This is a genomic window from Phycisphaeraceae bacterium, from assembly GCA_020639155.1.
In the GTDB taxonomy this organism is placed as follows: Bacteria; Planctomycetota; Phycisphaerae; order Phycisphaerales; family UBA1924; genus JACKHF01.
Map to the genome: position 1 here is coordinate 1070543 of JACKHF010000001.1, position 21471 is coordinate 1092013.

At 54.0% G+C, this 21471-nt stretch carries 17 protein-coding genes; 16 read left to right on the forward strand and 1 reads right to left on the reverse strand.

Annotated elements, in window-relative coordinates; translation table 11 throughout:
• Positions 1–11: 11 nt before the first annotated feature.
• The 16 genes from H6815_04605 to H6815_04680 all read left to right on the forward strand — a co-directional run bounded on the left by H6815_04605 (position 12) and on the right by H6815_04680 (position 21195).
• Positions 12–2300 (forward strand): hypothetical protein, encoded by a 2289-nt coding sequence (locus H6815_04605; protein ID MCB9859714.1) that lies wholly within the window; start codon positions 12–14, stop codon positions 2298–2300.
• A gap of 137 nt (positions 2301–2437) precedes the next feature.
• Positions 2438–4300 carry a WD40 repeat domain-containing protein gene (locus H6815_04610; GenBank protein MCB9859715.1) on the forward strand — a complete coding sequence of 621 codons (1863 nt, stop codon included), beginning with the start codon at positions 2438–2440 and terminating at the stop codon, positions 4298–4300.
• Positions 4273–4719 (forward strand): hypothetical protein, encoded by a 447-nt coding sequence (locus H6815_04615; GenBank protein ID MCB9859716.1) that lies wholly within the window; start codon positions 4273–4275, stop codon positions 4717–4719. The genes H6815_04610 and H6815_04615 overlap by 28 nt, the downstream gene beginning before the upstream one ends.
• Positions 4720–4895: 176 nt before the next feature.
• The gene (locus tag H6815_04620) at positions 4896–6239 is read left to right on the forward strand and encodes a hypothetical protein (GenBank protein MCB9859717.1); all 1344 of its coding nucleotides are present in this window, start codon (positions 4896–4898) and stop codon (positions 6237–6239) included.
• A gap of 129 nt (positions 6240–6368) precedes the next feature.
• A complete protein-coding gene (locus H6815_04625) occupies positions 6369–8624 on the forward strand; it encodes a hypothetical protein (protein MCB9859718.1) in 2256 nt (751 codons plus the stop codon).
• A 184-nt stretch (positions 8625–8808) separates the two neighbouring features.
• Positions 8809–10473: a hypothetical protein gene (locus H6815_04630; GenBank protein ID MCB9859719.1), complete on the forward strand. Its 1665-nt coding sequence runs from the start codon at positions 8809–8811 to the stop codon at positions 10471–10473.
• Between the two features lie 222 nt (positions 10474–10695).
• On the forward strand, positions 10696–11487 hold the full coding sequence (locus H6815_04635) for a hypothetical protein (GenBank protein MCB9859720.1): 792 nt from the start codon (positions 10696–10698) through the stop codon (positions 11485–11487).
• A gap of 51 nt (positions 11488–11538) precedes the next feature.
• Complete coding sequence (locus H6815_04640; protein MCB9859721.1) at positions 11539–12261, forward strand: hypothetical protein; 723 nt, start codon at positions 11539–11541, stop codon at positions 12259–12261.
• Between the two features lie 146 nt (positions 12262–12407).
• Positions 12408–13199 carry a hypothetical protein gene (locus H6815_04645; GenBank protein MCB9859722.1) on the forward strand — a complete coding sequence of 264 codons (792 nt, stop codon included), beginning with the start codon at positions 12408–12410 and terminating at the stop codon, positions 13197–13199.
• A 149-nt stretch (positions 13200–13348) separates the two neighbouring features.
• Positions 13349–15184 (forward strand): hypothetical protein, encoded by a 1836-nt coding sequence (locus tag H6815_04650; protein MCB9859723.1) that lies wholly within the window; start codon positions 13349–13351, stop codon positions 15182–15184.
• A 162-nt stretch (positions 15185–15346) separates the two neighbouring features.
• Complete coding sequence (locus tag H6815_04655) at positions 15347–16048, forward strand: hypothetical protein (protein MCB9859724.1); 702 nt, start codon at positions 15347–15349, stop codon at positions 16046–16048.
• 14 nt (positions 16049–16062) lie between these two features.
• The gene (locus H6815_04660; GenBank protein MCB9859725.1) at positions 16063–17400 is read left to right on the forward strand and encodes a hypothetical protein; all 1338 of its coding nucleotides are present in this window, start codon (positions 16063–16065) and stop codon (positions 17398–17400) included.
• Between the two features lie 14 nt (positions 17401–17414).
• Positions 17415–18596: a hypothetical protein gene (locus tag H6815_04665; protein ID MCB9859726.1), complete on the forward strand. Its 1182-nt coding sequence runs from the start codon at positions 17415–17417 to the stop codon at positions 18594–18596.
• Entirely contained in the window at positions 18593–19732 is a 1140-nt protein-coding gene (locus H6815_04670; protein MCB9859727.1) for a hypothetical protein, read from the forward strand. The genes H6815_04665 and H6815_04670 overlap by 4 nt, the downstream gene beginning before the upstream one ends.
• A gap of 22 nt (positions 19733–19754) precedes the next feature.
• Positions 19755–20066 (forward strand): hypothetical protein, encoded by a 312-nt coding sequence (locus H6815_04675; protein MCB9859728.1) that lies wholly within the window; start codon positions 19755–19757, stop codon positions 20064–20066.
• 67 nt (positions 20067–20133) lie between these two features.
• Positions 20134–21195: a hypothetical protein gene (locus tag H6815_04680; GenBank protein ID MCB9859729.1), complete on the forward strand. Its 1062-nt coding sequence runs from the start codon at positions 20134–20136 to the stop codon at positions 21193–21195.
• 9 nt (positions 21196–21204) lie between these two features.
• Here H6815_04680 and H6815_04685 read toward each other — a convergent pair whose 3' ends face one another.
• The gene (locus H6815_04685) at positions 21205–21462 is read right to left on the reverse strand and encodes a helix-turn-helix transcriptional regulator (protein MCB9859730.1); all 258 of its coding nucleotides are present in this window, start codon (positions 21460–21462) and stop codon (positions 21205–21207) included.
• Positions 21463–21471: the final 9 nt, after the last annotated feature.

Genomic DNA, 21471 nt, shown 5'->3' on the forward strand with positions numbered 1-21471 from the left:
GGAGCATGCACATGAAACTGCTTCGCAGCGTAATGATGATAGTATTTAGTGTCATATTGACATTATCATCTGCACGCGCACAGCAACCGATTGGACAGTGGCAACCCGGTCCAAAGGCGAGCAGCGTTTCGGGCTCGATCTACTCGATTGAAACATGGGACCCTGATGGAAGCGGGCCAGCACCACAGCACTTTGCTATTGGTGGCCGGATTGATGCGATTGGCTCTGAGTACATAAACAATATTGCAATGTGGGATGGCACATCGTGGCAACAGATGGGGGATGGGTTTGTTCCACCGTTTTCGGAAGAACTCGGTGGCTTGCAACTCAAGCGGATCGGCAACACGCTCTTTGCTGGAGTTACTGCTGGCAATGCAACGACCGGGTTTTCTCACTCTCTCAAGCAGTGGAATGGAAATGCTTGGGCAGAAGTGCCGAGTTCAACATGGTTCGCCGCCTCCAATCGATTTACTGTGTTTCGGCACGAGAACAAGCTTGCTGTCTATGCTCGAAATGATGAGATGCCATCGGAGCAATATGTGATCGGGCTGTGGGACGGTGTCGGCTGGAGCTATCCAGTCACTGTTCCAGCGGGGGTGCAGTTGTTCAAGAGAGCGGTGGAGCTCAAAGGGTATTGGTATTTTCTTGTAAATAAATCAGTCTATCGATTGAACGCAGATGGAACCACGACGGAGGTTGGTGTTGCAACAGAGCCGTATTACCCCAACGTGTCCGCAATGGAAGTGTTTAACAACGAAATATATATTACTGGCCTGTTTCATGAGTGGAACGATGTTCCACGCAATAGTATTGTACGCTTTGATGGGACGAGTTGGTCTCCTGTAGGCGTTGGTTTATCCGGCGACGGCTCGTTGCTTCGAGTCGGAAACGACAGAATCTACGTTGCCGGGCCGGTAGGGTCAGGTATCAACCCTGACGGAAGTGTCGTTCCTTCTAGCGGCTTCCTCTCATGGAACGGGACAAGCTGGAAGAACGAGAGTTCCGAACCAGTGTTGTCGCCATTTGATCTTTCAATTGATGGCGACATTCAGTTTGCGCGAGGCGGATTCCAGGGGACCAATCCGGTTTTCTTCAACAGCCTTGCGACTCGCACGAATAACGCCTGGCAGGTTGTTACAACACTGTCATCAACAACACTAAACGGCACCGCTTATTCAACATGTGAATATAATGATAAACTCGTGGTTGCGGGAAGCTTCGATTATGCCGGCGGTCTACATATTGGCCATGTTGCGACATGGGATGGGACAATGTGGCGTAGCATGAACTATCCGTCCAGCGCGAATGCACCGGGACAACTGCTTGAGCATAATGGCGTGTTGTATACAAGCACGTCAGGCCCATCCGGATCAACCGGAAACTACCCTGTTCTGTATCATTTTATTGGCACTACGTGGATACCAGATTATTACTACGGCTATCAGGTGGCGGTAAGATCCATGGCAGTGTATGAAGACAGCCTTGTCGTTGCGGGCAGATTTACCCAGCCTTCCGTTGCAATCGCTTCTCAGAATGGCAACACATTTGCTGGCGGGTTAAATATTGGCCTTACTCAATATGTTCAGCACATAGCTGTCCTGGGCGATGATCTGTATGCGTGGGGTTCCTTTGCGTCATCTGTATCTGGGGTGCCTCTGAATGGGTTTGCAAAGTGGGACGGATCTCAATGGTCTGAACCACCACTTCCAACGTTGGAGGTCGGATCTCGACCACTTGTTGCGAATGATCGGATCTATATGTATGGTTTCGACCAACAGGCGGGTCTTGTTCATATTTCTGCGTTTGATGGAGCAAGCTGGGAAGTGCTGTATAGCACACCAACAACCACAAGACTGTTTTATCCGTCGGCACTTGTATGGCACGATGATGCACTGCACGCTGCCGGTACTGTCTATCCAAACTACCCAATCTCATTTGAGAGATATGTTGACGTGCGTCGATTTGGACCAAACGGTCTGTTAAGTTCGGTCTCAGAGCCACTCTACGCGCCGAACACAACTATCGCCCAGATCAATAATGCGATGTCAAGAGGAAACTCTATATGGGTCACAGGGCAGTTCCTCGGTAGCCAGAGTGTGATGTGCGAACGGATTGCAGAGCTTCGATTCACTTGCTACCCCGACTGTGACGGTTCTGGCTCATTAAACATCTTCGATTACATCTGTTTCGGCAATGCCTTCAGCTCAAACGATCCATACGCCGACTGTGACGGAAGCGGCAACCTGAACATCTTCGACTATATCTGTTTCGGCAATGCCTACGCAGCCGGGTGTCCGTAAGGATTTGCCACGGCTTTGGTGTTGATTCTTGCATGCTCTTTCATGAGAGAGGGCTTTCTTTTTCTCGAAGGTGCAACCCGGACTCGATTCGCAGAAATACCTATTGGTCCACTGCTCGCATCTCTGGGGAACCATACATGAACCGGAACAACATCCATCGGCACATCAGCACCCTCGCAGTCCTTGGCATTGCTTGCGGTGCAATCGCCCAAAGCCAGTGCGTCCAACCCGAGTGGATGCCGATCGGGATGGAACATCTTCCCCTAACAGATTTCGGGCAAGTCGGCATGATCAATAAAACTCTCGCGTGGGATCCGGATGGCAGCGGGCCGGCGCAACATGCGCTCGTGACCGGGGGGCAGTTCGTCAGCATTGCCGGTGTTGATGCAATCAATATCGCCATGTTTGACTTCAAAACGCGCAAATGGCATCCGATCGGCAACGAGCTTGGGAGACCAGTTGGATCATTGGCATACAAAGTTGAAGACCTGGCTGTAACATCATCGGGCGAACTCTATGCGTGCGGTCGATTTCCTCCGAACAGTCTTTCTCCGAACGGGTTTGGAGTTGCAAAGTGGGACGGGAACGCATGGGTCGCACCTGGTGAACCGCCCCAAACCACCTTTCATAGTATCGACCCGATGTCAAACGGCGGTATTCTGGCAAGCGCAGGATTTAATGTGTACACGTGGAGCGCTGGAAGCCCGTGGTCGTTGTTTGGAACCGCAAACGGACTTATTACTGAGGTGGTAGAGCTTCCAAACGGCGATGTTGTTATTGCTGGTCAGTTTACTTCGGTTGATGGTGTGCCGGTTGTAAAAACTGCACGATGGGATGGAACGATCTGGCATGAGATGGCAATGGGACTCAACGACCAGGTGGACGAGTTGATCGCACTTCCCAATGGGCATGCTGTTGCATGCGGTAGTATTGGTACCGGCGTTCAGATCTGGGATGGACAGAGCTGGACACCGCTTGGTGGTGGTGTAATTGGGACGGTAGACTCGATTGGTCGCGCACCCAATGGTGATATTGTCGCAGCGGGTGACTTCTTGACAGGCGCTCCCGCGTTTGAACGTGATATTGCGCGCTGGGATGGCACCGCGTGGTCATCAATAGGTAAGCCACTTCGTGTGAGTACCGGGTTTTCCACGGTCGCGATGTTTCCTGATGGAGACTTTGTTGTGTCGGGCGACTGGTCCAACCCCCCAAGCGGCAGCCCACACACCATTGCGCGCTGGGACGGCAGCGACTGGGATGTCATTGGGAATGGATTTAATCAGTCGATAAGCACGAGCACACTCTTACCAGATGGTGGATTTGTGCTTGCAGGTGCATTTACTGTCGGCGCAGGAATTGCTGCGAACGGGATCATCCAGCGACACGGACAAGAATGGTCCAGCTTAGGAGAAGAATTTCCTTCAACTTATTTTGTCAATGCGGTTACTGTGACATCGAATGGCGACATGATCGTTGGCGGTAGAATTTTTCCTGCCTTTGGTCAGATCTTCAATAACATCGCCCGATGGGATGGTGCGACATGGCACCCATTGGGCGACGGTATCGGCAGCATTGTTGATGCGTTGGTGGCACTCTCAAACGATGATGTTGTAGCTGGTGGAAGATTTCTTACAGCGAGCGGAATCACTGTGAATCATATTGCGCGCTGGGATGGCTCAGACTGGCACGCGCTCGGCGACGGTATAGATGGGGCTGTCTGGGCTCTCGCGCAAGCAGCAAATGGCGATGTCATCGCTGGAGGCGGATTTCAGATGGCAGGCGGAGTTCCCACATCGAACATCGCACGTTGGGATGGTACATCGTGGTCGCCTCTCGGCAGTGGTTTAAGTGGCACCGTGTACAGCTTAATCCGATTACCAACGGGTGATGTGATAGCTGGAGGAGCCTTTACATTAGCGGGGGGGCTCCGGCATCATATATTGCGCGCTGGGATGGTGTCTCCTGGTCACCAATGGGCGATGGGCTCAATGGAGGTGTGAGAGCTCTTTCTCTTACACACCTTGGAGACGTTCTTGCTGGCGGTACGTTCAGTTCTTCAGGCACAACTCCCATCAATAACCTGGCTCGCTGGGATGGCACCGCATGGCATCCTGTTGGCAAGGGCGTTGAGAACGGTTCCGTGCGAACGATCCAGGTGCTGAACAACGGAAACATTATTGTTGGTGGCACCTTTGATACTGCAGGCGGCGAACCATCCGCACGATTCGCAGAGTTTGGTTGTGTCGATGCCTGCTACCCCGACTGCGACAGCTCTGGCTCATTAAACATCTTCGATTACATCTGCTTCGGCAATGCCTTTGGCGCTGGCGAGCCATATGCTGACTGCGACGGGAACGGGAGTCTGAATACCTTTGACTACATCTGCTTCAGTAACGCGTACGCAGCCGGGTGTCCGTAACAGCTCAAACGTTCTTCGCTGAGTTTCACACAAGCCGCTTCGTGACATGAAAATAGCGCCATCGTTCAAGTTCTGTTGTTGCAATACCACATGCCTTTGGTTATGCTCATGCGATGCGAGTAGTCCCACAAACTAAACACACACAGTCCATTTGTCACAGGTGGCCTATTTGCTGCGTGCAACGCTTTGATCGGTTGCTTGCATCGTCGTGTGTTCTTGCTGCTACGACGATTGCGCATGCCCAGTTGCAGCTCGACTGGATGAAGAACTGGGGCGATCAGCAGTTTGGTGAAAAAGCGGTTGACATCGCGTTGGACCCGTCTGACAACATCATTGTTGCTGGTTCTCAACAGCATCAATGGTATGGTCCCGGCAGCACGCCGTACAACGTCGGGCACGTGTGGCGCTTTGGACCGAGCGGACTTCCAGCAGGAAGTTACACATACGTTGGTTGGGTGCTTGAAGATGATTATGAGGTTGAAGCAGTTGCAGCTGACAGCGAATACATGTACTACGCTGTGACAGAGCCTTCGCCCGTCTTTGTTACCGTTCTTGAGAAACGTTCCTTGTCTGGTGAGCTTGTCTGGAATCGCACGATAGAGTACTGGATATTCTCGTCATATGACATCGACCTCGATACTCAATCCAATATTTACCTTTGTGGACGCAGCAACTCGACAGGATCATCCGGACAACTTGCACGGTATGACACCAATGGGAACGAGGTGTGGCGAAAGGAGTTCGGAACATCTGAGGGCACATCAAGTAATCGCATTAGAGTGGATAATGCGGCAGGAATCTATGTGTGCGGATCGACATATGGCGATCTCGGCTCAGCATCCATGGGAATGAGCGATGCATATCTTGCGCGACTTACTGAAAATGGTGAGCCGATCTGGTTTCAGCAGTTAGGAACACCAGAGCACGATGCCTTTACTGCGATTGATATTGCACCTGATAGTTCTCTTGTTGTTGCAGGCAATACGTTTGGCAGCCTGGCGAGGCCATCGGCGGGCCAAGGTGATGTGATTGTTGTAAAGTATAATGCAACTGGTACCATGCTCTGGACAGTGCAGCATGGTACGGCAGCGAACGAGACTTCAACAGATGTCAAGGTCGATCCGGAGGGAAGTGTCTATGTTCTCACCGATAGCTTTGATGTTCTATCAGTTGAAAAGTACAGTTCAATCGGCGATCAACTGTGGAAGTACGATCTACCCGGCATCGCCGGGAACAGCAGGATGGTGCTCGATTCAAATCAGAACGTGCTGATTTCCGGCACTGCTTTCGGTACATTTTCTGGAACTGCGATGGGCGGGCTTAACGCGTTTCTTCTTAAGCTCAATCAAAGCTGCTATCCCGATTGCAATGGTTCGGGTTCGTTGAACATCTTCGACTACATCTGCTTCGGCAATGCCTTTGGCGCTGGCGAGCCATATGCCGACTGCGACGGGAACGGGAGTCTGAATACCTTTGACTACATCTGCTTTGGGAACGCGTACACAGTTGGGTGTCCATAACAACTCAAACGTTCTTCGCTGAGTTTCACACAAGCCGCTCCACGAGAGCGGTTTTTCATTCTACGTGCAACCAGATGCTGTCTTGCGAGAATACCTTCGCAGAGTTCACGAAACCACTGGAGTATGCACATGCATCAGAAGAGCGCCTTTGTTTTTTGGTTTATTCTGCTCGGTTCGGGTTCTACCTCGTACGCTCAGTGGCAGTGCCCCGAACCCGAATGGTTGCCGGGTGGCGGTGCGCTTGGAACGAACGGCATCGTCAGCAGTTCCATCATGTGGGATCCTGATGGGTTCGGGCCAACAACACAGAGGCTGGTGATTGGAGGCAAGTTCACTCTGGCGGGTGATGTTCTCACAACGCACATTGCCATGTACGACCCTGCTTCGGGAGACTGGGAAACGATCAGCGCGGGCGTCGGCAGCGATTATTTTCTCGATCATGTCGCGGATGTGACCACGCTTCCGAACGGCCAGCTCATTGCAGGCGGTCACTTCAGTGTTGCGAGCACGACGCCGGTGGCCAATATTGCTCTCTGGGATGGAGTGAGTTGGACTTCGATGCAAGGGGGAGCAAACGGCGACATATTCAAGCTTGGAACAACTGAAAACGGTGATGCTATCGCATGTGGAGATTTTGCCACAATCGGCAGCGTGAGCGCCCATCGCATTGCTCGTTGGAACGGCAACACATGGTCCGCACTGGGTTCGGCGCAGTGGAACAACCGTGTTCTTACAATGACTGAAGATGCTTTGAACAACATTGTTGTTGGGGGTGAGTTCACATCGGTTGGCGGCTTCGATACTTCATACGTTGCAAGATGGGATGGTTCTGAATGGAGCCAAATGGGTGGGGGTATGAACGGTCCTGTCTTTGCGCTATCTGCAACTCCAAACGGCGACATCATTGCAGCGGGTGCATTTACCGTCGCTGGCGGCGTGAATGCACAAGGGATAGCTCGCTGGAACGGGGCAGCGTGGCAGGCTCTTGGAGATGGTATTGGTGGAAAAACGAACACCATCACGGTGCTTCCGAATGGTGATCTGCTCGCGGGTGGCAGCCAGTTCAACACGAAGGGCACTCAGCCCCAATCTCTTGTTCTGTGGGACGGGACGAGTTGGTCATCATTTCAGCCGCAGGTGTATGGGATTGTTCACACGATAACGCTTGCATCTGATGGGGCTTTCTTTGCTGGTGGGCAAATCGCACAGGTTGGTGATATTGTCACAAAGAACATCGCACGATGGGATGGCACAGCATGGTCGACGCTCAGCGACGGGTTTACTGGAAGCGTGCTTGCGCTACTTGCGCAACCAAACGGTCATGTGATTGCAGGAGGTCTGTTCGAGGGTGTTGATGGGATTCGAGCGAGAAATGTTGCTGAGTGGGATGGCTCAAACTGGAATGCTCTGGGCGATGGCATCGATGGCATGGTGTGGACACTCGCTGATGCGCCAGATGATTCCATTATTGCTGGTGGTAGATTTACGGAAGCCGGAAACAAGCCTGCGTATCGAATCGCACGATGGGACGGCATTTCCTGGTCATCAATAGGATCCGGCATGAACGCTGCAGTCAACGCTGTGCTTGCGCTGCCGAATGGCGACATTATTGCAGGAGGAGAGTTCACAGTTGCTGGTGGTACGAGTGCAAGGCACATCGCACGATGGGATGGTGCTGTATGGAATTCTATGGATTCCGGCTTTAATCAGTGGGTGCATGCGCTGACACAGTTGTCAAATGGTGACATCGTTGCTGGAGGTAGTTTCACATACTCTGGAAACACATATACGCGCTTTATCGCAAAATGGAATGGTTTTGCGTGGGAGCCAGTTGGATCGTTCAGCGGACAGCCTGTATACGCGCTGCTGACAAAGGACGGCGACCAACTCGTCGCGGGGAGTGCGCAGATTTCGATGTGGGATGGACAGACCTGGACGACCATTGGCAACACATCATCCGAGTACACGAAAGCGTTCACGCAACTTGCGAACGGAGATATCATCGCAGGTGGAAACTTCACCTCAATCAACAACCAAAGCGCTTCGTTCATTGCACGATGGGATGGCGCAGAATGGCACCCACTCAGTGGTGGTCTGCAGAGGGAACCATTTTCACTTGCAACACTACCTCGGGGAGATCTGTTGGCAGGCGGTGTGTTTCTTTCGACCAGCGCCGGAGTGTCTGCTTACTTTGCACGGTTCGGCTGTGTCGACGCCTGCTATCCCGACTGCGACAGCTCTGGCTCATTGAACATCTTCGATTACATCTGCTTCGGCAATGCCTTTGGCGCTGGCGAGCCATATGCCGACTGCGACGGGAATGGGAGTCTGAATACCTTTGACTACATCTGCTTTGGGAACGCGTACACAGTTGGGTGTCCATGAGCGTCACACTGGGGACTTCCTTCATCCGATGGCAGAGTAAGGAATTCGGCTGTTCTCGTACGAAAGACTGACAGCCCGTACTCAATCCGTTCGTATTGCACGGGGCCGTATTTCTCAGTACACTGGACGATCGCGTTCGCACACCCCCCTGTGCCGCTGGCACATGCTGCGCACCATGCCCCATATGGAACAAGCCATCATGCCATTCTGTGTGTACTCCGGAAAGCGTCCGAGCGTTCTATCGCTGGTTCTTGTCTGTGTTGGCGCGCTTGCTCCAGCGCGCACGTATGCACAATGCACGCCCGAGTGGCGGGCTGGCCCCGGTGCGGTCGGCGTCAATGGCGATGTATATGCGCTGAAGAGTTGGGACCCCGATGGTTCGGGACCCCAGCAGCCCGTGCTTGTCGCTGGTGGCGCATTTACGACAGCGGGTGGTCAGCCGGCGCTGCGGATCGCGTCGTGGAACGGAAGCGACTGGTCCCCCCTCGGTTCGGGAATCTCCGGATCTGCATCAGTCAATGTTCGAGCGCTCGCTGTGCTGAATGACAACTCGCTCGTCGCTGCGGGTATTGACATTCTCAGTGCGGGCGGCACAACAGCATGGAGTATCGCGCGATGGAATGGGTCGGCATGGTCCAGCATGGGCACGACCGCTGTGCCAGGATTGAACAATGATGCGTACTCGCTGCACGTGCTTCCGAATGGTGATCTGATTGCCGGCGGTGTATTTACCAATGCGGGCGGTGTCGCAGCAAGCAGAGTTGCGAGTTGGAACGGCACGACGTGGACGGGGTTCCCCGCTGGTGTTGCGAGCGTGCGCGCACTGACATCACTTCCTAACGGCGACATCATTGCTGGAGGCACATTCGGCGGCGCCGTTGGCCCCGATGTCTCACGATGGGATGGGACGCAGTGGAACGCGATGGGATCGGGACTGGGTGGCACGTTCGGAGGTGAGAATGTTTATGCGCTGGTGACACTCCCTTCGGGTGAGGCGTTTGCAGCCGGGTCTTACTCGACGTCCGGCGCGAACACTGTGCGATACGCGAGCCGATTCGATGGCACTTCATGGAACGAGATGTACACGGGGCTGGCAAATGCTGGTTTCTACGCTGCATTGCAACGCGCAAACGGTGATCTTGTGGGCGGAACAAACTGGACGACCGCGTACCCCGGTGCAAGCAGCGCAGCTGTGCAATGGGACGGAACGCAATGGAACATCATGGCGTACTTTGATGGCGGCGGCGGGCCGTTCGTCTCAGCCATGGCCGAGCACAACGGCGAGTTGTACGTTGGCGGTCGTTTCTCGATCGTGATGGATGGTGCGCTCACGTTCACAGCCAACGGTGTGGCAAGGTTCGGGAACCCGACGCCGATCTTCACACAAGAGCCTGTCAGCACCTCCGTGTGTCACACTGCACAAACGCAGTTCAGTGCATCAGCGACCGGCGGCGCACCACTCATGTATGAATGGCAGATCGAAACGTCGGCGGGCATCTGGACACCGCTCACGACCGCGCCGCTCGCACTGCCGTGCGGATCGATCGCAACCACAGGGCAGGGAACAGAGCAGATCAGTGTTGTTGTGTCCGGATGTGCGGGCACATTTGTGCATCGTGTGCGGGCAGTTGCAACATCGCCGTGCGGTGCGACGCCCTCAACGCCCGCGACACTGAAGATCTGCACTGCTGATTGCGACTGCAATGCCGTTCTCAACATCTTTGACTACATCTGCTTTGGCAATGAGTACGCCAGCAGCACGCAGTACGCAGATTGTGACGGGAACGGAAACCTGAACATCTTCGATTACATCTGCTTCGGCAACGCCTATGCGGCTGGGTGTCCTTGAAGACTCTGGAACTCCTTCACCCGTATCCCGTCGTTTGAACCGGCTTCTCTGCGCGCTCATTGCCCTATAACCATCGTCACCGGCGTTCAACCGATGATCGAGATCACAAAGGCTCTGTAGGGCTTGTGTGGACTGTTGGTTTCGGGTACATTCTGGATCGGGGGAATACGTACATCGTCAGTCGCGATGCTGTCATTCACATAAACCAACACGAGGTGTCACATGCGGTATGCATCAACTTTTTCTCTGGCGGCCATCACATTGCTCGGCGCAACGGCGATTGCATCGGCTGACGAGCTTTGGCGGCAGGATCCGGTCAACTCGTTCGGCGGGCTTGCGTCGCAGGACGCACGGAACCCCGGCGGGCTTGGATGGTTCGCAGAGGTTGTCAACGACTTTACCGCGTCGAGCGACTGGACTGTGGAGAGCGTGCAGTTCTGGGGCGGGTACGCGCAGGTTGGCGCTGGGAACACACACGGATTCATGATTCGTTTCTATGAGAATGACAACGGGAATGTCGGCGCACTTGTTGACACTCAGGACGTGCTCTCTTTCAACGAAACGGTGTACCACACCGTTGTCAGTGGTGGCATCACAAACGGATGGGAAGGATTCCACGTGACACTCAACCTGAACACGCCCGTGCAACTGCCTGCTGGCGATTACTGGATCTCCGTCGTTGCAATCCTTGACAGGGGCGGCACTGCAAACGAACCGCAATGGGGCTGGATTGATGCGCAGAATGTTGTTGGATCCGGGTGCATGCAGCGTTTCTTCTCGCCGACCTTTGGTGGCCCCCGATCTGACGATGTTGCGTTCGTCCTCGAAGGCTCGGTCGGCTCTGTCTGCTACGCCGACTGTGACGGCAGCGGCGCACTGAACATCTTTGACTACATCTGCTTCGGCAACGAGTACGCTGCAGGCACGAGCTATGCTGACTGCGATGGCAGTGGCTCGTTGAACATCTTTGATTACATCTGCTTCGGCAATGAGTATGCCGCGGGATGTCCATAATAGTGACGCACGATCTGATCGATTCTTTTCAAAGAAGGAGAGGAAAAAGAAATGAAAACGAAGCCCATGTTTCTTGCAGTTGCACTATCCGCTACTGCAGCAGTAGCCGGACCCGGCGCAGTGACAATCAACTTTGATGTGTACCCAGGCCCGGACGGTGTGCTTGGAACGCCGGACGACGTTCCGATTGCTGCACCAACAACCTTTAACGGCCAGGCGGAGCAGCTTACAAACCAGTACGCGTCTGTCGGGATTCTCTTTACGCCGAGCGCGCCTATCAATGATCAGAATGAGATTCTCGACGCTGCATCATTCAACACACCCGCCTCACACACGCCACCAAATTTGCTCGCTTCGAGTGGAAGCCTGCCTATTGAGGCAACATTCACCACACCAGTGATCCGCGTCAGCGCACTTGTTGGAATCTCAGGAGGAGCGGACACACTCGAAGCCTACGACGCAAACGGCACACTGATTGCTGCTATTCAGGGCGACGATACTGTTGTCACTATCGACGTTGGTGTTGAGATCGCACGGATTCGCGTTGTTGCAACCGTGAGCACGACACCTGCGATTGACAATCTGACGTTCGAAGTCGATGCGGGCTGCTACGCCGACTGCGACGGAAGCGGCGCGCTGAACATCTTTGACTACATCTGCTTCGGCAACGAGTACGCAGCAGGAACAAGTTACGCAGACTGCGATGGCTCCGGCCAGCTCAACATCTTTGATTACATCTGCTTCGGCAATGAGTACGCAGCAGGCTGCCCGTAAGCTCAAGCCAACCCTAACACACCCGCTTGAAATACCTTTGCCGGGCCCGAACTGGGCCCGGTTTTCATTTGACACACCGGACCTGGATCGGGTAGGCTGGAGTCTTGTTCTTGGATACTCATCACTCAGAGAAAGGGAGAAATGAAATGAAAACATCAATGCTTGTTGGAGGATTTATCGCATGTGCAGCGCTTTCTACTGCAGCCAGCGCACAGGCTCTGATTGCGGTCGACTTTGAGAACATCGGAGTGCCGTTCAGCCCGACAAACTGGAACGTACTCAGCGGAGCTGGCGCATTGCCGAACCTGATCGACGAAACGGGTGCAGCGACAGGTATTGAGTTGCTCGTTTCCTCCGGATCATCCTTTGAAACCGCTCCCAATCCCGCAACGCTGCCCATGCACTCCCAGTCGCTTGCGGGTGCTGATGATTACATCTTCGGGACCGGTCAGACGGTGCTCACACTCAACTTCCTCAATCCGGGCTCAGAGTATGAGGTTTATGTCTTCGGGCTGCGCGGGTTTGACATGGGCAACGACATCACAATCGCAGGCGGTAGCGCTCCCGTGATCTTTGACCAGGACGGTGCTCCTGGAGACTTCTACATCAACAGTTCGATCGGCTCAAGCTCGCAGGATCTGTCAAGCTATGCTGTGTTCCAGACAGCAGATAGCGCTGGTCAGATCAATATCACGATTGTTGATGATTTGACCGCGGGTGGCACCGGCTGGACATGTGCGGGCATTGCAATACGTGAAGCCGGGACCACGTGCTACGCAGACTGCGACGGTTCGGGCCAGCTCAATATTTTCGATTACATCTGCTTCGGCAACGAGTATGCAGCAGGAACAAGTTACGCAGATTGCGATGGCTCCGGCCAGCTCAATATCTTTGATTACATCTGCTTCGGCAATGAGTACGCAGCAGGCTGCCCGTAAGCTCGTTTGTACTTTGTACGTTGCATATCACTGCCCTCTCTCGACACTGCGCTCGGGAGAGGGCGTTTTCTTTTCTGGTCGTGCAGGAATCCTGCGTTCTATCTTGGCGCAATCTTTATTTTCCAGTACCATAAAGCAGGAGGTGCTTTGTGAAAAACTTACATGTATTTCTGTGTCATGGTACTCGCACGTGGTCCCTTGCTTTTCTGGTGCTTGCATCGGGGGCAGCACACGCGCAGAATATTCGGCGGGCCATCGCGCTCTCGGGTGATTCATTCCCTTCTGCGCTTCCTGTTGACATTGCGGGGTTTGCTGTTCCGGCTGTGTCGCACACCGGGCAGATCGCGGTTGCAGTCACACTGACCGGTCCGTTTGTCACACCGGATGATGACACAGGGATTCTCTACCACGACCCATTCACGGGAATCACGATTCCACTTGAGCGTGAGGGCACATCGCCCCCCGGCACAACACAGGGCGAGATGTACGGTGGATTCGGCACGGGGCTCGGCACCCCACCGTTCTCGCGTATCAACGTCGGCCCAAATGGTGAAGTGATCTTCCGCGCATCGATGGTCGGCCCAACAGTGACAAGCGCGAACGATATTGGCATGTGGTGGTACTACCCGGTGGTTGGCGGACAGTCGCCGCTCATGATCAATCGCGAGGGTGCAGTGCTTCCGCTTCAGCAATACACCGTTGATTCATTCTTTACGTATGAAGTCTGTCCCGGTGTGCCAGAGTCTCCAGCAACCGCCACACTGTCCGGCTCTGGCATCACAAGTGCAAACAACACTGCCATCATCATGGGCTTCCCGATTGGTGCGGGCCCGTTCATGGTTGCGCAGGAGGGCTCGCTGATTGCTGGTCCGGGCTCACCAGAGCTTGCAGGCTTTGGTGCGGGCGACACCATCTCGCATACAGCCATCAATCTGGTCTCGTCCCGGTTTGTCTCGTTCCGTTCGCGCTTGCGTGGGTCGGGTGTATCCGCATCGAACGATGATGCAATCCATATCGATTTTCTGCAGACAAATCAGATACCAGCGATTGTCGCGCGAGAGGGTGATCCCGTGCCGCCACAGTTTCCTGTTGTGGGTGCAATCCACGGCGGTCTGTTCCAGCCGCCAACTACGGCAGAACCTGACTTTGCTGCGTTTCTTGGCAGAGTCGCTGGGCCGGGCATCGGAACCAACAACGACGAGGTGCTCTGGTGGTATGTTGAGAACACCAACACACTGTTGCCTCTCGCCGTTGAAGGGCAACCGATACCGAGCGCACCACAATGGTTCTACAACGGATTCTTCAGCTATCCTGCAATCACGGCTGGAGGCACAACCGTGTTTGCTAGTCAAATTGACGGGCCCGGTATTACCGCTGGCGTAAATGATCGGGCGCTGTTCTCAGGATCGGGCAGTGCTGCTCAGATCGTGCTCCAGCGCGGCGACACACATCCCGATCTTGCAGCGGGGGAAACATTCTTTGGGTTGTTCGATATCTTCTGTATCAACCCCAACGACACGATCGCAGTGTTTACAAAGATTGAAGGACCAAACGTACAGCTTGGTGTGAACGATGAAGCGGTGCTGCGCGTCTCCGTCGGTCCTGTATCACGAGTCGAGATCATTGCACGCCTCGGCGACACCATCGAGGTTGCGCCGGGCGACATGCGAACAATCTCGGGCATCGCGTTTGCTGATGGAAACGGATTCAACGCGGGTGGCACCGACGGCAGACCATCCATGCTGCAGGACAACGGCGCCATCGTGTACAGGCTCGACTTTACCAACGGCACATCGGGCATCTTCAGATCCCAGCGGTGCTACGCCAACTGCAACGGCAGCAGCACCATCAATATCTTTGATTACATCTGTTTCGGAAACGCGTTTGCGAATAACGATCCATATGCGGATTGCGATGGCAATGGCGTGCTCAACATCTTTGATTACATCTGCTATGGCAACGCGTATGCAGCTGGTTGCCCGTAGTGGATGGCCAGGACTGTCCATGTTCGGGATGTGGTTGTGTGTATTGCGAGCTCGTTCCTGTATTGTCTATTTTTGTTGTTGGATTCTCGAAGAGTCTGATAGAATCAATGCGTTGTCATGTGGGGCATTTCTCTCTGATCTCTGAATCCACGGAGGTTTGTTATGCTCGCATCGGCAAAGGCGTATCTCGTTTGTGGTCTTGCTGCTTCGCTGGCTGGTATTGCATCTGCTCAGTCAACGTACTACACGATCCAGTCAGGAGATCTTGTCGTCTATCCCGGAAGTCCCTCGGTCGATGTCGAGCTCTGGGCACACTTCGACAATACCACACACTTTGCGTTTGCAGGGCTTGATGCATCTGTCGCAGCTGGAGACGGTGAAGTTTTCTATCTCGACGGCGGTCAGTTCCCATTCAGTTGTGAGTTCGGGTGTCCACAAGGATCCGGCACTGCACAGATGTCGTTCCTTGCTGGCCAGTTGCATTTTCCACCAAGTGTGACTGCTGTCCATGACTCACCGGTGCATGTGCTGACAATGCGCTACAACACGAGTGATTTCACGCCACGCACGGTGCAAGTGTCGACACAAACAAAGCTCTTTGATGTGTATCTCTCTATTAATACGCCAAATGCTGTTTCATTGCTGAATGAGCTTGAAGAGCTCACCTTCGATGTGACCGTGCTTGATCAGCCACCCTGCTACGCCGATTGCGACAATAGCGGCGCACTGAACATCTTCGATTACATCTGTTTCGGAAATGCGTACTCGGCAGGGAGTCAGTACGCCGACTGCGATGGCTCCGGCACACTGAATATCTTCGATTACATCTGTTTCGGAAATGCGTACGCAGCGGGTTGCCCGTAACTCAGGAGGAAGACATGAACACGTTCCATATACGTCTGTCTCTCGCTGTGCTGTGCGTTGCCTCACATGCGAGTGCTCAGTGGATTTGCTCGAATTCCCAGTGGCATCCGTATGGTGTCGTTGAAGGAACGAACAACATCATCAACACAATGAGCCTGTGGGATCCTGATGGAAAAGGTCCGGCTGATCAGACACTCCTTGTCGGTGGCGCGTTTACCAAGGCTGGAAACCAGAATATCCGTTACATCGCAACCTACGACGTGAATACTGACACGTGGGGTCAAATAGGAGACAATCTTTCTGATGATGTGAACACAATAAAACCGCTTGACGATGGCCAGCTCCTTGTTGGTGGCGACTTTGAATACGCCGGATCAACGCGTGTGAACGGCATTGCACGATGGGATGGCTCCACGTGGCTGCCGCTGGGAACCGGCATCGCGGGTAACGCACTTACATACGTCGTTGGGCTTGTGCATGCAATCGAGGTGATGCCAAACGGCGATGTCATTGCTGGCGGATCTTTCGCTGAAGCCGGCGGTTTGTCAGTACAGAATGTTGCGCGATGGGATGGTGTCCAGTGGACCTCGCTCGGCGATGGTCTCGGCTGGACGTCGATAGAGTGGTATCCGATTGTGTATGCACTCAAAGCAATGCCGAACGGGGATCTTTTCGCTGGCGGGTTCTTTGATGTGTACAACGGCGAACAGAATCATGGCATCGCCCGATGGAACGGCACAGAGTGGAGCCCACTTGGGCCGCAGCTCAGTGGAGGTGATGTGCGTGCGATCCAGTCCCTGCCTTCGGGCGACCTTCTTGTCATGGGAAGCTTCAGCTCGATCGGCGGAGTCTCCGCAAAGAATATCGCGCGATGGGATGGCACAGATTGGTACAACTTTGGTGCGGGCTGCAAGTCACGCGTGCACTCAACAACACTGCTGGACAATGGAGACGTGATCGCTGGTGGCAAATTCAAGGAATCAGGCGGTGTCAGCACCAGGCTGGTTGCGCGATGGGACGGGCAGAACTGGTCACCACTTGGTTTTGGGATAGCTCCAACATCCGGAACGGTCACTTCCATGGTGACGCTGCCCGATGGAAATCTTGCTGTTGGAGGGTATTTCACGTATGCTGGTGGCGCTCATGTTGCAAAGAATATCGCGTTCTACGGTTGCAGGTCCGCGTGCGACGCAGACTGCGATCTGAATGGCACGCTGAACATCTTTGACTACATCTGCTTCGGCAGTGCGTTCGCAAACAGCGATCCGTACGCGGATTGTGATAACGACGGGTACTATTCCATCACGGATTATATTTGCTTCGGTACGTACTACGCCAGTGGATGCCCGTGATATTGGGAGAAGCCATGAAAACGAGCGCATTACGCACAGGCCTGTGTCTGGGCATCCTTTCGATCGCGTCGCATGCGAGCGCGCAGTGGACCGTGACAAATCTGCACCCTCCGGGCGCGACACAATCAGGCGCGCTGGGGGTGCAGAACTGGCAACAGGTGGGATACGCAACGTTCAACGGCGCAGACCACGCTGCGCTCTGGATGGGCAGCGCGACTTCCTTTGTCGATCTTCATCCTGCGGGCGCAGAAAGCTCATCTGTCAATGACGTACACAACGGACAACAAGCTGGATCAGCAACGTTCGGTGGAAGTGCGCACGCAAGCCTGTGGACCGGAACGAGCGCATCGCATGTAGACCTGCATCCAGCCCTGGCCGAGAGTTCCGAGGCACTGGCTGTACACAACGGGCAGCAGGGCGGGTACGCGATGATCAACGGCTACCCACGCGCAAGCGTGTGGACTGGGACCAGCGGTTCGTGGAGAGACATCACGCCAGCTGTGTATGACTTCTCAGTTGTCTATGGTTTGGATGATTCTCAACACGTTGGAAGTACTTTATTCTTTCTCGGTAATGCGTGTGTATGGAACGACAACGGCACTTCAAGCACGATCCTCCATTCAGGATTCGAGAACCATTCCTCTGCATATGATGTGTATAGCGGGCAGCAGGTTGGATACATAGCGTTTCTCTTCAACACACGTGCGTGCTACTGGAATAGCGAGTTTGGAACACAAGTCTATCTGCATCCAAATAATGGCATCGGATCGGTGGCGTACTCGGTGTACGACAACTATCAGGCTGGTTGGGTGTCTGAAGCAGCGAGCCAGGTTCGCCACGCGTGCATATGGCACGGAAGTGTTGAGACATGGGAGGATATATCTGCCGTGCTTCCTGGATCATGGAGAGATACCGAAGCGCGAGGAATCTGGCACGATGGTACGACTCTCTATGTTGTCGGCTTTGGATACAACAACGCAACCAGTCGGAACGAAGCGCTGCTGTGGTCGAAGCCGCTTGATCAATCCTGCTACGCCGATTGCGACAACAACGGCACGCTCAGCGTTGCTGATTATCTTTGCTTTGGCAACGCCTACGCGAACAATGACCCATACGCCGACTGTGATGGTTCCGGCTTGCTCAGTGTCTTTGACTACATCTGTTATGGCAACGCATACGCAGAGGGTTGCCCATGATCGCATCGGTGCGACCCTCTGTTCCAGTGATTCTCCTTTGCTCGGCAGTTGTTGCGACAGCTTCGGGGCCTGATTGGACGCCAAATAATCTTGACCTTGTATTTCGATCAGGATTTGAGCCGAGTTCTGAACTGATCAATGAGAGTTCGAGTTACTCGGATATTGTGGGGCAGGACAATACCGTCGGGATACCCAACAACTGGGTGAGCGATCTTGAAGGCCCAATGGGCATTGGATCTTTCAGGATCGAGCTCAAAGAAGGCACCATCGCTGATCGTGTTGCGGAGATCATTCCTGATCCCACGCAGACCGGGCATGCGAATGTGCTCCGCTTCTGGCTGCAAACCCCACACGAACCATCGTCGAGCGGCCCAAAAGGCAGAGTGCAGGCGCATTTCAACCAGATGCAGAACGTGCGCACGCTGTATCACAGTGTATCAATGTATCTGGATGAAGACTTTGCACTGCTTGAATCGTATCCGGGCACGTTCACATGGCTGACGCTCTTTGAATACTGGAATGATCGCAACTGGGGCACAGGACCAACCAGTGAGTGGCCGTTCCGTGTCACTGTTGATATCCAGAAGACCAACGCAGCTATTGGGTCGCCTCTTTCGTTCCACGTGAAGGGACAAATCATGACGCAGGGCGCCACGCAAGTTGTGTGGGAGCAGAGCGCGGCAAATGTCCCGGTGCCGATCGGCAGATGGGTTACGATTGGTATCTACTACCATGAGGGAGATGCGCTGAGCGGCAGATTCGTCATGACAATGATCGATAATGCACAAACATACGTGCTCTTCGATATCCACGATACAACACAACATCCAAATGACGTCACGCCCAACGACGGCGTACCTTTTATGAATCCCATGAAGCTTTACACCTCTGGAACAATCGTTGATTATGTTCGGAAGAAAGGCGGCGCTCTGGAGGTGCTGTGGGACGATCTTCACGTCAGGATGCGGTGCCTCGCTGACTGTGATCATTCAGATCAACTCGATGTGTTCGACTACATCTGCTTTGGAAATGCGTTCGCGTTGCACGATCAATACGCTGACTGCGATGACAACGGCGGTTATGACATCTTCGACTACATCTGCTTTGGAAACGCGTATGCAGCAGGATGCCCATAAATCTCCCAGTAAAGCATGCTTGATGCGCACAGAAATACTCCACTCACACGGAAACACACATGTTCGCAGGCTCACGCTTGAGCCAGGCGAATCGACACACTGGCACACGGATCCGCATCATCGTGTGACGGTTGTACTGCGCGGGAGCGTGTTGCAGATCGAGTTCCGCGATGGCTCAAAGCCGGAACATGTTCCTGTTGCTCCCGGGCAGGTTGACTGGGATGAGCCGCTGCTCAAGCCGCATCGCGGCGTGAATATCGGTGATGACACGTACGAGGAGGTGGTGATCTTCCAGCTTCACTCGCCGGATGACGTGGTTCAACCACAGGCCTGACCGGAAATTCCGTAGAGATTATGCCTGTTTGTGAACCACTCTGTCTCCAGATGATCTATATATGCTCATGACCTTGCACCCGATCACAACTGCTGCATTATTTCTCAACATGCCAAACCAACTGTGGGCTTGGGCGCTGCTCACAGGATCCATGTTTATGCTTGGAGCTGTTGGCGTAGCGCTCGTGATCCGCTGTGTTCGTGCGCCGGGTGATGTCAGGCGCGCTGCAAGCTGCGGCGGATGCGGACACGAGATTGTGGATGTTGCAACTGGTGTATGCCCTGAATGCGGCGGGAATCTGCTTCGATGCGGCGTTATGACACCGCGCGGCGCATTGCGCATGCGCGGCTCCCCGTGGATGATCATCGCGGGATGGACGCTCGCCATTGCTGCGATTGCACTTCCTTCGACAACCTATCTCGACATGGTGTTGATCGCAACACGCCGCGCACAGCAGAGCGCCCTGCCTACAGCACCTGTGATGAAATGGAATGGCATGATTCAAGAGCCAAGCCAGATCTTCGGCGCTCCAATGATCGCTGAGCTTTCCAGCCAGAACGACGATGAGAAAGGCCCGTTCAATATGATCAAGGCGCGATTCGATGTTGATATCACAATCAACGAATGGAACTCGTCGGGGGCTGGCACAATCACGCTGAAGCTCGCAAACAGCAGTACGCCACGAGGCACGCTGGTTGTTCATGCGGATACAAAGACAGCGACACTGACAGACGTGGATGACAAAGAGATTGCTAGCGATCTCCTGATCGAAGAGAAGACGATCCTGCAATGGTTGGCGCTGGCAGATCTTGATATTGATGATCGTCGTGTGCAGCGTGGTGCACAGGACGTGCTGAAGATGATCGAAACAACGCTTGAAACGCCGTTGAACTCTGAGTCCCGATTGGCAAGACGGATGATACAGACTATCGGCAGGCAGGTGGACATGCCAGAGCTGAGCATCCAGACGAACGGTGTGAGTCAGATGAGAACAACGCCGGTTGCGGCTCTGGCCACCCCATCGATACGCTGGCCCTGGATTCTGGCTATTGCCACAATCGCAAGCGTATACATCATTGGCATTATTCTGCTGATCGCGCTTCGAAACCGAACACTGCGCGCCGTGTGACAAATACGCTTACGACGGCTTTGATGCGTTCTCGTCATACGAAAACACCGTATCGATCGGTGTCTCGAACACCCTCGCGATCTTGAACGCAAGCTCGAGTGTCGGTGAGTACTTTCCCTTTTCGATCGCAACAACGGTCTGTCTGCTCACACCGATACGCTCTGCGAGTTCCTGTTGTGTCATCTCATCTGCATGGAAACGCAGCTCGCGAATGCGATTTGTCACGCCTGTACCGGATGCTGCTCGGGTTGATGAAAGCTTTGGCATCGCATCCCC

Excerpts from the sequence above, each read along its gene's own strand:
- H6815_04665 (MCB9859726.1), top strand. The coding sequence starts at position 17,415 with ATGAAAACGAGCGCATTACGCACAGGCCTGTGTCTGGGCATCCTTTCG.
- H6815_04640 (MCB9859721.1), top strand. The coding sequence starts at position 11,539 with ATGAAAACGAAGCCCATGTTTCTTGCAGTTGCACTATCCGCTACTGCA.
- H6815_04630 (MCB9859719.1), top strand. The coding sequence starts at position 8,809 with ATGGAACAAGCCATCATGCCATTCTGTGTGTACTCCGGAAAGCGTCCG.
- H6815_04670 (MCB9859727.1), top strand. The coding sequence starts at position 18,593 with ATGATCGCATCGGTGCGACCCTCTGTTCCAGTGATTCTCCTTTGCTCG.
- H6815_04635 (MCB9859720.1), top strand. The coding sequence starts at position 10,696 with ATGCGGTATGCATCAACTTTTTCTCTGGCGGCCATCACATTGCTCGGC.
- H6815_04685 (MCB9859730.1), bottom strand. The coding sequence starts at position 21,462 with ATGCCAAAGCTTTCATCAACCCGAGCAGCATCCGGTACAGGCGTGACA.
- H6815_04675 (MCB9859728.1), top strand. The coding sequence starts at position 19,755 with ATGCGCACAGAAATACTCCACTCACACGGAAACACACATGTTCGCAGG.
- H6815_04660 (MCB9859725.1), top strand. The coding sequence starts at position 16,063 with ATGAACACGTTCCATATACGTCTGTCTCTCGCTGTGCTGTGCGTTGCC.
- H6815_04655 (MCB9859724.1), top strand. The coding sequence starts at position 15,347 with ATGCTCGCATCGGCAAAGGCGTATCTCGTTTGTGGTCTTGCTGCTTCG.
- H6815_04615 (MCB9859716.1), top strand. The coding sequence starts at position 4,273 with ATGGGCGATGGGCTCAATGGAGGTGTGAGAGCTCTTTCTCTTACACAC.
- H6815_04610 (MCB9859715.1), top strand. The coding sequence starts at position 2,438 with ATGAACCGGAACAACATCCATCGGCACATCAGCACCCTCGCAGTCCTT.
- H6815_04605 (MCB9859714.1), top strand. The coding sequence starts at position 12 with ATGAAACTGCTTCGCAGCGTAATGATGATAGTATTTAGTGTCATATTG.
- H6815_04680 (MCB9859729.1), top strand. The coding sequence starts at position 20,134 with ATGACCTTGCACCCGATCACAACTGCTGCATTATTTCTCAACATGCCA.
- H6815_04645 (MCB9859722.1), top strand. The coding sequence starts at position 12,408 with ATGAAAACATCAATGCTTGTTGGAGGATTTATCGCATGTGCAGCGCTT.
- H6815_04625 (MCB9859718.1), top strand. The coding sequence starts at position 6,369 with ATGCATCAGAAGAGCGCCTTTGTTTTTTGGTTTATTCTGCTCGGTTCG.